The organism is Lysobacter enzymogenes, assembly GCF_017168095.1.
Classification (GTDB): Bacteria; Pseudomonadota; Gammaproteobacteria; order Xanthomonadales; family Xanthomonadaceae; genus Lysobacter; species Lysobacter enzymogenes_D.
In genome coordinates this window covers 1-11229 of the sequence record NZ_LXSD01000496.1, presented here as the reverse complement: position 1 = coordinate 11229, position 11229 = coordinate 1, and the positions used below count along the sequence as shown (strand labels likewise).

The 11229-nt window shown below is 70.0% G+C and carries 10 protein-coding genes; 6 read left to right on the top strand and 4 right to left on the bottom strand.

Features of this window, described 5'->3' with window-relative positions; all coding sequences use genetic code 11:
* Positions 1-409 precede the first annotated feature (409 nt).
* Complete coding sequence (locus A7A76_RS20415) at positions 410-1153, bottom strand: SDR family oxidoreductase (RefSeq protein WP_206413033.1); 744 nt, start codon at positions 1151-1153, stop codon at positions 410-412.
* 383 nt (positions 1154-1536) lie between these two features.
* On the opposite strand from A7A76_RS20415, the gene A7A76_RS20410 reads away from it, so the two are divergent.
* From A7A76_RS20410 to A7A76_RS20395, 4 genes are all read left to right on the top strand, one after another.
* On the top strand, positions 1537-3498 hold the full coding sequence (locus A7A76_RS20410) for a M1 family metallopeptidase (RefSeq protein WP_206413032.1): 1962 nt from the start codon (positions 1537-1539) through the stop codon (positions 3496-3498).
* A gap of 19 nt (positions 3499-3517) precedes the next feature.
* Positions 3518-4498 carry an alpha/beta fold hydrolase gene (locus A7A76_RS20405; protein ID WP_206413031.1) on the top strand — a complete coding sequence of 327 codons (981 nt, stop codon included), beginning with the start codon at positions 3518-3520 and terminating at the stop codon, positions 4496-4498.
* On the top strand, positions 4495-5226 hold the full coding sequence (locus A7A76_RS20400; RefSeq protein ID WP_206413030.1) for a hypothetical protein: 732 nt from the start codon (positions 4495-4497) through the stop codon (positions 5224-5226). The genes A7A76_RS20405 and A7A76_RS20400 overlap by 4 nt, the downstream gene beginning before the upstream one ends.
* 91 nt (positions 5227-5317) lie before the next feature.
* Positions 5318-6055, top strand: a complete 738-nt coding sequence (locus A7A76_RS20395) for a GH25 family lysozyme (RefSeq protein WP_206413029.1) — start codon at positions 5318-5320, stop codon at positions 6053-6055.
* A gap of 141 nt (positions 6056-6196) precedes the next feature.
* Here A7A76_RS20395 and A7A76_RS20390 read toward each other — a convergent pair whose 3' ends face one another.
* The 3 genes from A7A76_RS20390 to A7A76_RS20385 form a co-directional block, all read right to left on the bottom strand.
* Entirely contained in the window at positions 6197-7246 is a 1050-nt protein-coding gene (locus A7A76_RS20390) for an alpha/beta hydrolase family protein (protein WP_206413028.1), read from the bottom strand.
* A 116-nt stretch (positions 7247-7362) separates the two neighbouring features.
* Positions 7363-7449 (bottom strand): DUF6053 domain-containing protein, encoded by an 87-nt coding sequence (locus tag A7A76_RS26955; protein ID WP_428995207.1) that lies wholly within the window; start codon positions 7447-7449, stop codon positions 7363-7365.
* Positions 7450-7494: 45 nt separating this feature from the next.
* Positions 7495-8427 carry a carbohydrate kinase family protein gene (locus A7A76_RS20385; protein ID WP_206413027.1) on the bottom strand — a complete coding sequence of 311 codons (933 nt, stop codon included), beginning with the start codon at positions 8425-8427 and terminating at the stop codon, positions 7495-7497.
* 424 nt (positions 8428-8851) lie between these two features.
* On the opposite strand from A7A76_RS20385, the gene A7A76_RS20380 reads away from it, so the two are divergent.
* Complete coding sequence (locus tag A7A76_RS20380) at positions 8852-9898, top strand: rod shape-determining protein (RefSeq protein WP_057949112.1); 1047 nt, start codon at positions 8852-8854, stop codon at positions 9896-9898.
* A gap of 185 nt (positions 9899-10083) precedes the next feature.
* The coding region (gene mreC / locus A7A76_RS20375) for a rod shape-determining protein MreC (RefSeq protein WP_206413026.1) at positions 10084-11229 on the top strand (1146 nt) is incomplete at its 3' end.

Below are 11229 nucleotides of genomic sequence, written 5' to 3'. Positions count from 1 at the left end.
AAACAGACGCAGCGAAGCCCACCTACCGTCATGCCCGCGAAGGCGGGCATCCAGGGCTTCATCGAGGCATAACGCTGAAGTCTCTGGATCCCCGCGTTTGCGGGGATGACGTTCTGTAAGAGACGCAGCCAGGCGTCAACCGACGCAACCCACCCAACGTCATTCCCGCGAAAGCGGGAATCCAGGGCTTTACCGAGGCATGGCTCTGAAGTCTCTGGATCCCCGCCTTCGCGGGGATGACGTTCTTTAAGGGACGCGGTCAAGCGTCAAGCAACGCGACCTATCTGCCGTCATTCCCGCGAAGGCGGGAATCCAGGGCCTTATCGCGACACGACTCTGAAGTCTCTGAACCCCCGCCTTCGCGGGGATGACGGTACGAGGCGGCCGCAGCGACGCGTCAGCGACGGCCTTACGCCGAAAACCCGCCGTCCACCGAAATCTGCGTGCCGGTGATGAACGCGCCGCCCGGGCCGGCGAGATGGGCCACGGTCGCGGCGATGTCGTCGGCGCTGCCGAATTCGCCCAGCGGCAGGCCCGCGCGCTGGTGGTCGGCGCCTTCGCCGTCGGCCGGATTCATGTCGGTGTCGATCGGCCCCGGCTGCACCGTGTTGACGGTGATGCCGCGCTTGCCCAGGTCCTGCGCCAGGCCCTTGCTCAAGCCGACCACCGCGGCCTTGCTCAGCGAGTACAGCGCCATGCCCGGCGCGCCGACGCGCTCGCCCAGGCAACTGCCGATGGTGATGATGCGGCCGCCGCGCGCGAGGTGCCGCGAAGCGGCCTGCGCCGCGACGAACGGCGCGCGCACGTGGATCGCCATGACCCGCTCGTAGTTCTCCAGCGTCTCGTCCTCGAACGGCCCGTAGGCGAAGACGCCGGCGTTGTTGACCAGGATGTCGAGTTGGCCGAGCTCGGCCACGGTGCGCTCGACCGAGGCGGTGACCGCCTGCGCGTCGGCGGCGTCGGCGGCGATGGCGACGGCGCGGCGGCCGCCGGCGCGGATCTGCGCGGCGAGGTCTTCGGCGCGCTGGGCCGAGCTGACGTAGGTGATGGCCACGTCGGCGCCGTCGGCGGCGAGGCGGCGGGCGATGGCGGCGCCGATGCCGCGGCTGGCGCCGGTGACGAGGGCGACTTTTCCTGCGAGGGGTAGGCTCATGTCTAAAGTTCCGAATGTTGGAAGAACGGGACAAGACTAGCCGGGCCGCGGAGCCTCCGTCACCCCGCGCCGCCGGGACGCTGCGTGCCGCCTGCGCCATCACACGGCGCCATCCGGCGGGTCGGCCGCAGCCCCTGCGACGCCGGGGAGCCGCGACCGCACCGACCGCGAACGGGCTGCCCGCGCAGACGACCGTCCGCCCGACACTCGCGCCGCGCCGCAGGCGAGCCCGCCCACACGCGTCAGCCGCCGCCGCGGACAGAGCTCCGGATCCCGCCCGAACCCCGTCGCGCCCACCGCGTCGACTGCCAAGATGCACAAGCCCCGCCGCGGGACGAGACGCTACACTCGGCCTTTCATCCCATTGTGTGGTTGGTCCATCGATGCGCACCTCGATCCTCACCGTCTGTCTCGTCGCGGCCCTCGCCGCCGCCGGCTGCTCGCGCGACGCCGCGCCCGCCGCCGACTCCGCCAAGCCCGCCGCGACCCCGGAGGCCAAAGTGAGCGACACCGCCGTTGCCGCGGCCGACCGCGACGAACATTCCTACGCCCAGCCCGACCTGGTCCGCATCGACGACCTCGCCCTGGAGCTCAAGGTCGACTTCGCCGCCAAAACCCTGTCCGGCAGCGCCACCTACACCCTCGACTGGACCGACCCCAAGGCCGTGCAGCTGGTGCTCGACACCCGCGACCTGAACATCGAGCAGGTGTTCGGCGAAGGCGCCGACGGCAAGTGGCAGGAGCTCAAGTTCGCGCTCGCCGACGCCGACAAGACCCTCGGCAGCAAGCTCACCATCGAGGCGCCGCAGCGCAACAAGCGCATCCGCGTCGCCTATTCGACCTCGCCGAACGCGTCCGGCCTGCAATGGCTGGAGCCGTCGATGACCGAGGGCAAGAAGCTGCCCTTCATGTTCAGCCAGTCGCAGCAGATCCACGCGCGTTCGTGGGTGCCGTTGCAGGACACGCCGAGCGTGCGCTTCACCTACACCGCGCACGTCACCGGGCCGAAGGACGCGATGGTGCTGATGAGCGCCGACAACGATCCGAAGGCGGCGCGCGACGGCGACTACAGCTTCAAGATGCCGCAGAAGATCCCGTCCTACCTGCTCGCGATCGCCGCCGGCGACCTGGTGTTCCAGCCGATCTCCAACCGCAGCGGCGTGTGGGCGGAGCCGGCGATGGTCAAGAAGGCCGCGAGCGAGTTCGCCGACACCGAAAAGATGATGGAGACCACCGAGAAGCTCTACGGTCCCTATCGCTGGGAGCGCTACGACATCCTGGTGCTGCCGCCGTCGTTCCCGTACGGCGGCATGGAGAACCCGCGCCTGACCTTCGCCACCCCGACCGTGATCGTCGGCGACAAGTCGCTGGTGTCGCTGGTCGCGCACGAGCTGGCGCACAGCTGGTCGGGCAACCTGGTCACCTTCAGCAGCAGCAAGGACGGCTGGCTCAACGAAGGCTTCACCAGCTACGTCGAGAACCGCATCGTCGAGGCGCTGTACGGCAAGGAGCGCGCCGACATGGAGAACGTGATCGGCCGCAACGAACTGGCCGCCGAGTTCAAGACCATCGATCCCAAGCTGCAGGCGCTGGCGCTGAAGCCGGGTACGCTGAAGGATCCCGACGACGCCTCCAGCGCCACCGTCTACACCAAGGGCGCGTGGTTCCTGCAGTTCCTCGAGCAGCGCTACGGCCGCGACGTGTTCGATCCGTTCCTGCGCGGCTACTTCGACCACTTCGCGTTCCAGTCGATCCCGACCGCGAAGTTCGTCGAATACGCCAAGGCCAACCTGCTGGCCAAGCATCCGGGCAAGGTCAGCGAGGCCGAGCTGGACGAGTGGATCTACGGCCCGGGCATTCCGAAGTCGGCGCCGGCGACGGTGTCGCCGCGCTTCGACGCGGTCGACGCCGCGCGCAAGGCCTGGATCGACGGCGGCAAGCTGCCCGACGCCGCGGCGACCGCGAAGTGGAGCACCCAGGAATGGGTGCACTTCATCGAAGGCATGCCCGAAACGCTCAGCGTCGATCAGCTCAAGGCGCTGGACGCGGCCTACAAGTTCACCGGCACGCCCAACGGCGAGATCGCCCAGCGCTGGTATCCGCTGGCGGTGCGCAGCGGCTACCGCCAGGCCGACGCCGCGATCGCCGCGTTCCTGGAAAAGATCGGCCGCCGCAAGCTGATCATGCCGACCTACGACGAGTTGGTGAAAACCCCCGAGGGCCTGAAGCTGGCCGAGGACACCTTCGCCAAGGCCAAGCCGGGCTATCACCCGATCACCACCGGTTCGGTCGAGGCGGTCATCGCCAAGGCCAAGGCGGCGCCGGCCGCGCCGGCGGGGCAGTAAGCTCCGGGCGCGCGAACGCATGCGCAAGCGTCGCGCCCTGTTCAAGACGGCCGCCTTCGGGGCGGCCGTCTTGCTGTGCGCGCTGGCGGTCTGGCTGTGGCCCGATCCCTATCGCGCGGTGCTGGCCGACTATGCGCGCCAGCGCTGGCTCGCCGGCCTGACCCGCAACGCCGCCAAGATCGACGACCACCGCTGGGTCTACGCCTACAACGACGAAGCGCCGGCCGGCGCGCCGACGCTGGTGATGATCCACGGCTTCACCGGCAGCAAGGAGAACTGGTATCCGCTGGCGCAGCGCCTGCGCGGCCGTTACCGCCTGTTCGTGCCCGACCTGCCCGGCTGGGGCGAAAGCGAGCGCAAGGCCGGCGGCGACTACGGTTTCCTGGCGCAGAGCGCGCGCGTGGCGCGCTTCATCGAACAGGTGGCGCGCAAACCGGGCAGCGAGGTGGTGCTGCTCGGCCATTCGATGGGCGGCGGCATCGTCGCCTTGACCACGGCGCGGCATCCGCGCGACGTCGACCGCATGGGCCTGTTCGACGCCGCCGGCGTGCGCTTCAACGACAACGCGTTCGGGCTGGCGGTGCTGCGCGGCAGGAATCCGTTCGCGGTCGACGACGCGGCCTCGCTGCAGCGCTACATCGACATCGTGTTCTACGACGAGGCGGCCAAGCCGATCATCCCGTGGCCGGCCAGCCGCTTCTACATCGACAAGCGCCGCCGCGACGCCGCATTCGAGCAATCCGTGCTCGACAGGATCGGCCGCAGCGACGAGCGTTTCCTGCCGGGCATCGAGGCCGCCGGCATCCGCCAGCCGTCCTTGCTGCTATGGTGCGCGCAGGACGTGGTGATCGATCCCAGCGCCCTGGACTTGTACGCCGCGCGCCTGCCGCAGGCGCAGCGCGTGCTGTTGCAGGGCTGCGGCCACATGTCGATCGTCGAACGCCCGCAACAAGCCGCCGACGCGGTGAACCGACTGATAACCGAGGCACGCCCGCGATGAACGTCCGCCACGCCACCGCCCTGCTCGCCGCCGCGCTGATCCTGGCGGCTTGCGAAAAACCCGATCCGAAGATCGCCGAGGCCGCGCAAGCCGCGCAGAAGGAACAGGCCGCCGCCGCCGAAGCCAAGAACTTCGACGCCGCCTATGCCGAGCAGAAATGGGACATGGCCGCGGCCTACGGCGAGATGGTGACCTCCAGGTACGCCGGCACGCCGACCGCCGAGCGCATCCGCGCGCAGTACGAAGAGGCGCAGGGCAAGGCCAAGGCCGCGCGCGAGCAGCGCCGGGTCGAGTCGCTGTGGTCGTACATGAGCACGCCGGTCAAGCTGGCCAAGGGCAAGGACGGCACCCAGCTGTCGGCCTCGATCTACGCCAAGGCCAACGTGGAAACCGACGGCGGCACGCCGCGCCCGGTGCAGCTGATCTTCCGCGACCATCCCGACTGGGGCCGCAGCAGCTACCTCGTGCTGCAGACCGGCGACTTCAATTGCTACGGCGGCTGCAAGCTCAAGGTGACCGCGGACGGCAAGACCAGGACCATGGCCGGCAGCCGGCCCAAGACCGACGAGGCCATCGCCATGTTCGTCGAAGACGAGCGCGCGCTGTGGAAGCTGGTCGGCGGTGCGAAAGAGTTGAGCATCGAATTCCCGGTCAAGGCCGGCGGCACCCGCACCGCGGCGTTCGAGGTCGGCGGGTTGAAGCCGGAGAAGATGCCGGGCTGGAAGTAGGCGAACGCCCACCGCGCCGGCATCGCCTTGGCCCTGGCTCCGTCCGACCAAGACCCATAGCCGCGCCGAAGCCGCGGACGGAACCCGTACCATGCCCGACCGATTCGACCGCATCCGCTGGCGCCGCATCGCGATGCGCACGCTCGCCATCGCCACAGTCGTGCTGGCCGCCGGCGTCGCCGCGCGCGCATGGTTCCTGCACTGGCAACCCGACCGCGAGCGCTATCCGCTGCGCGGCATCGACGTCTCGCATCATCAGGGCGCGATCGACTGGCACGCGGTCGCGCGCGACGACGTCGCCTTCGCCTACCTCAAGGCCAGCGAAGGCGGCGACCACCGCGACCGCCGCTACGGCGAGAACGCCGCCGGCGCGCGCGCGGCCGGCGTAGCGGTCGGCGCGTATCACTTCTTCACCTTCTGCCGCGGCGGCGCCGAGCAGGCGGCGAACTTCCTCGCCGCCGCTCCCGCCCGCGCCGATGCGCTGCCGCCGGCGCTGGACCTGGAATTCGGCGGCAACTGCGGCCGCCGCCCCGACGCGGCGGCGATGCGCGCCGAACTCGACGCGTTCCTGGCGCCGGTGGAAGCGGCCTACGCGCGGCCGGCGCTGCTGTACGTCACGCCCGAATTCTTCGACGCCTACCGCGACGCGCTGCCGCCGCGGCCGCTGTGGCGGCGCTCGATCCTGCACGCGCCGGATTCGCGCGCAGCGTGGACGCTGTGGCAATACCACAACCGCGCGCGTGTCGCCGGCATCGACGGGCCGGTGGATCTCAACGTGTTCGATGGCGACGCCGCGGCATTCGCGCGCTGGCGCGGCGCTACCCGCTGACCGCGCGACTGCGCGATCCCCCTGTAGGAGCGACGCGAGTCGCGACCGCGAATCCGCAACTACGGCGAAAGGTTCGGCGCGATCGGCTACCCCGCAGTCGCGACTCGCGTCGCTCCTACAGGTAGGTCGTCCAACTTTCGATCACAGCTCGTTTTTCACCTGGCCCGCGCTCTGCGCCGGCGCGACCGCCTTCGCCTTGAACTGCGCGTCGAAGAACTTCACTGCCGCCGCGTTGATGTCGCGGTGCGCCGCCGCGCGATCCACGCCCGCCGCGTCGGTGCAGATCGCCGGCACTTCCTTGGCGAAGGCGGCGCTGCACGGCGGCAGGAACACGTAGTGCCCGGCGCCGGGCACTTCAGCGAAACCGGCCAGGTTCGGAATCAGGCCGCGGATACGCAGGCCGTTGTCGGCCGGCGCCAGCACCTGGTCCTTTTGCGCGACGTACAGGAACACCGGCCGTTTCATCCCGGCGAAGCTGTCGGCGTCGAACAGGATGCTGAAAGGCGCCATCGCGAAGCCGGCGCGCACGCGCGCGTCGACGGTCGGCGGCGGCGCGTCGAAGGTGCGCATCTTCGCCGGCAGCGGCCGGTCGCACAGCTCGGGCATGCCGGGATGCTGCGCGCAGTACTTCGGGAACAGATCGAAATCGGGTTTGGCGCCGAGCAGCAGCAGCGTGGTGTAGCCGCCGGCGGAGAAGCCCGCGGCGCCGATTCGCTCGGCGTCGACGTGCGCGCCGATGCGCGGGTCGGCCAGCAGCGCGTCGATGACCGCGCTGGCCTGCCAGGCGCGGCCGAGCAGGGCGCGGTCGGTGCCGGCGCCGCTGGCGTCGTCGTAGCTGTCGCCGGTGTGCTGCGGCGCGGCGACGATGTAGCCGTGCCGCGCCAGGTCCGCGGCGAGGTCGTGGTGGCCGTACATGCTTCCCAGGTGGCCGTGCGAGAGCACGATCAGCGGGAACTTGCCGTCCGCCGGCGCGGCGTCGCGCCGGGCCTGCACGGTGTAGGGCCCGATGTCGGTGGAGGCGTCGGCCTTGGCCTCGCGGCTGGGATAGAAGATCGCCGCCGGCACCTGGGTGCCGGTGACCGGCTCGCGGGTTTGCAGCGTGCCCAGGCCGACGCCGTCGGCGTGCGCGGCGCAGGCGGCGAGCAGGGTGGCGAACAGCAGCGGCAGGCGGAGCGGGGCGCGGCGCGGCATGGGCGGATCCTGGCGGGAGGTCGCGCCGATTCTAAACCCGAGGGTTCTGAGTCTGTGGGCTCTAAGCCTGTAGGTTCTGAGCCTGTGGGAGGGCCTTCAGGCCCGATGCTCTTGGCTCAGATCGCCGCGACCTGAAACAAAAGCATCGGGCCTGAAGGCCCTCCTACAGGAGCAAGTGCCCGGGCTGAAAGCCCAAAAAAAATCCCGGCCGGAGCCGGGATTTTTCGCAGGCGCGAACGCCGCTGCGCTTACAACGCGTAACCGAACTGCTGACGGAACTGCTCGGCGAACTCCGTGTAGTCGAAGCGCTGGTTCTGGGTGCCCGGGTGCTCGACCTTCAGCGCGCCCATCAGATTGCCCATGCGGCCGATGGTCAGCCAGTCGTAGCCCTTCTCGATGCCGAAGATCAGGCCGGCGCGGAAGGCGTCGCCGCAGCCGGTCGGATCGGTCACGCGGCGTTCGTAGGCCGGCGGAATGGTGTAGGTCTCTTCGGGCGTGTGGATGATCGCGCCGCGCGGGCCGAGCGTGGTGATGTAGGCCTTCACCCGCGACACGATCTGCTTCTCGTCCCAGCCGGTGCGGGTCTGCAGCAGGTTGGACTCGTAGTCGTTGACCACGACGTAGTCGGCCTGCTCGATGAACGCGCGCAGCTCTTCGCCGTTGAACAGCGGCATCGCCTGGCCCGGATCGAAGATGAAGGGAATGCCGAGTTCGGCGAATTCCTTCGAGTTCTGCAGCATGCCGTCGCGGCCGTCGGGCGCGACGATGCCGAAGGTCACGCCGGCCACGTCGCGCACATGGTTGCTGTGCGAGTTCGACATCGCGCCCGGGTGGAAGGCGGTGATCTGGTTGTTGTCCAGGTCGGTGGTGATGAAGCACTGCGGGGTGAACTGGTCTTCGAACACGCGCACGCAGTCCAGGCGGATGCCGCAGGCTTCCAGGTGCGTGCGGTACGGGCCGAAGTCCTGGCCGACGGTGGCCATCGGCAACGGATCGCCGCCGAGCAGCTTGAGGTTGTAGGCGATGTTGCCGGCGCAGCCGCCGAATTCGCGGCGCATGCGCGGCACCAGGAACGACACGTTCAAGATGTGGACCTTGTCCGGCAGGATGTGGTTCTTGAACTGGTCCGGAAACACCATGATGGTGTCGTAGGCCAGCGAGCCGCAGATCAGCGCAGACATGTAGGTTCACCCCGAAGATTCGTTATTGGACACGTCGTCGTTGCGGAGTCCGATCCGCGAACGCAAAAACGGGCGACTTTGTGGCCGCCCGGCGGCGGTAGGGTAGCCGCTGGACGCGCGCGCGGCCAGTTCTTTGCGCCGCCGGCCCCGGCCGCCCCCGGTTTTCCGACCCGGCGACCGGGCCCTCCGGCCCCCGGGCCGGACCCGTCGCCCGGGGGTGGAAGACAGGGCCGGCCCACGACCCGAGCCCGGCCCGGTCCGACCCCGGACCCAGGGTTATCCCCAGGGTCGGCGACCGCTCCGGCCGGGGTCTGGCTGAATAGCCGGCGTCCCCCGAAACCGTTGATTTTCCTTGCTCGCAGGGGGGGCGATTGCTAGGCTAACGGCCCCGCTCCGCCCCCATTTTTGACGGCCCAATCCCCCGATGTTCAAGAAGTTTCGCGGCATGTTCTCCAACGACCTGTCCATCGACCTGGGCACGGCGAATACCCTCATTTATGTCCGCGGCCAGGGCATCGTGCTGAACGAGCCGTCCGTGGTCGCGGTGCGCCAGGACCGCATGATCGGCGGCAACCGCACCGTCGCCGCGGTCGGCGGCGAGGCCAAGCAGATGCTCGGCCGTACCCCGGGCCACATCACCACGATCCGGCCGATGAAGGACGGCGTCATCGCCGACTTCACCTACACCGAGGAAATGCTCAAGCATTTCATCCGCAAGGTGCACAAGTCGCGCTTCCTGCGTCCGAGCCCGCGCGTGCTGGTGTGCGTGCCCTGCGGCTCGACCCAGGTCGAGCGCCGCGCGATCAAGGAATCGGCCGAAGAGGCCGGCGCGCGCGAGGTCTACCTGATCGAGGAACCGATGGCCGCGGCGATCGGCGCCGGCATGCCGGTGACCGAGGCGCGCGGCTCGATGGTCGTCGACGTCGGCGGCGGCACCACCGAGGTCGCGGTGATCGCGCTCAACGGCATCGTCTACTCGGCCTCGGTCCGCATCGGCGGCGACCGCTTCGACGAATCCATCATCAACTACGTGCGCCGCACCTACGGCACCCTGATCGGCGAAGCCACCGCCGAGCGGATCAAGCTCGAGATCGGCTGCGCCTACCCGCAGGAGCGCGCCAGCACCGTGGAAATCTCCGGCCGCAACCTCGCCGAGGGCGTGCCGAAGATGGTCACGATCAATTCCAACGAAGTGCTCGAAGCCCTGCGCGAGCCGCTGTCGGGCATCGTCTCGGCGATCAAGCTGGCGCTGGAGCAGACCCCGCCGGAACTGTGCGCCGACGTCGCCGAGCGCGGCATCGTGCTGACCGGCGGCGGCGCGCTGCTGCGCGACCTGGACCGCCTGATCAGCGAGGAAACCGGCCTGCACGTGCAGGTGGCCGACGACCCGCTGACCTGCGTCGCCCGCGGCGGCGGCCGCGCGCTGGAGCTGGTGGACATGCACGGCAACGAGTTCTTCGCGCCGGAGTGATCCTGCCGTCGCTGCAAACGCGCGGTACGCGCGGACGGCGTTTCCCCCGATGCCGTCCGCTCGTGCGTCCGCCGCGCGGCGCAATGGGTAAGATCCAAACCGAGCCTCATCGTCACGCGCGCAGCGAACTTTCGCTGCGTTCGCGTTTCTACTCCACCTGATTCCGACAGCGACCTTCCGGCCCGATGCCCCCTTACGCCGGCCCACCCACCGCAGCCCGCAGCGGCGAAGTCGCCGACACGTTGCGCCTGATGGCCTATCTGGCGCTGGCTTTGGTGCTGATCGTGCTCGACCACCGCGGCGGCTGGCTCAGCCAGGCGCGCAAGCAGGCCGCGACCATCGTCGCGCCGCTGTGGGCCGTGGCCGGCTGGCCCGGCCGGCTGGTCGAACGCGTCAGCGACGACGCCGGCACCCTGAGCCAGCTGACCGACGAGAACCGCCGCCTGCGCAACGAAGCGCTGCTCAACCAGGCGCGCATGGCCCGGCTGCAATCGGTGGCCGCCGACAACCTGCGCCTGCGCGGGCTGCTGGAAGCGGCCGAGCGCGGCAACCTCGACGTGGTGCTGGCGCCGATCCTCGACATCGACCTGGACCCTTCGCGCCAGCGCCTGATCCTCGACGCCGGCAGCCGCGAGCGCGTGCGCGTCGGCCAGAGCGTGATCGACGCCGGCGGCCTGCTCGGCCAGATCACCGGCATCACCCCGCTGCACGCCAGCGTGCTGCTGATCACCGACCCCTCGCACGCGGTGCCGGTCGCGGTCGCCCGCAACGGCGTGCGCCTGGTGGCCTACGGCGAAGGCCGCAGCGACCGCCTGACCCTGCGCAGCGTGCCGCTGTCCAGCGACGTGCGCGTCGGCGACGTGCTGGTCACCTCGGGCCTCGGCGGGCGCTTCCCGCCGGGCTTCCCGGTCGGCACCATCGCCGCGCTCAAGCCCGACGACAGCCGCGCGTTCCTGGTCGGCGAAGTGAAGCCGGCCGCGCAGCTCGACCGCGGCCGCGAAGTGCTGGTGCTGCTGTCGCTGCCGCCGCCGCCGGTGGACGCGGGCGGGTTCGACACCCAGCCGGCGATGCCCGAGACCGCCTCGGCGTCTTCGCCGGCGGCCCAGGCCGCGGCCGAGCAGGCCGCCGCGCAGCGGCTCAGCGAGCTCAAGCAGCGCAAGCCGAAGGCGCGCAGCGCGACCGCGCCGGAAGAGCTGAAATCCGAGATCGAACCGGCGCCGCCGGCCGACAGCGCGGCCGCAGCGGGCGCGCGTTCGAACGCCGGCGCTAACGCCGGCAGCAACGCCACCGCCGCCGGCAACCGCAACAACGCCGCCCCCGCCGCGCGTGCG

Bases quoted from the DNA above. Each gene is read 5' to 3' on its own strand.
- A7A76_RS20415 (WP_206413033.1), bottom strand. From the start codon at position 1,153: ATGAGCCTACCCCTCGCAGGAAAAGTCGCCCTCGTCACCGGCGCCAGC.
- A7A76_RS20410 (WP_206413032.1), top strand. From the start codon at position 1,537: ATGCGCACCTCGATCCTCACCGTCTGTCTCGTCGCGGCCCTCGCCGCC.
- A7A76_RS20405 (WP_206413031.1), top strand. From the start codon at position 3,518: ATGCGCAAGCGTCGCGCCCTGTTCAAGACGGCCGCCTTCGGGGCGGCC.
- A7A76_RS20400 (WP_206413030.1), top strand. From the start codon at position 4,495: ATGAACGTCCGCCACGCCACCGCCCTGCTCGCCGCCGCGCTGATCCTG.
- A7A76_RS20395 (WP_206413029.1), top strand. From the start codon at position 5,318: ATGCCCGACCGATTCGACCGCATCCGCTGGCGCCGCATCGCGATGCGC.
- A7A76_RS20390 (WP_206413028.1), bottom strand. From the start codon at position 7,246: ATGCCGCGCCGCGCCCCGCTCCGCCTGCCGCTGCTGTTCGCCACCCTG.
- A7A76_RS20385 (WP_206413027.1), bottom strand. From the start codon at position 8,427: ATGTCTGCGCTGATCTGCGGCTCGCTGGCCTACGACACCATCATGGTG.
- A7A76_RS20380 (WP_057949112.1), top strand. From the start codon at position 8,852: ATGTTCAAGAAGTTTCGCGGCATGTTCTCCAACGACCTGTCCATCGAC.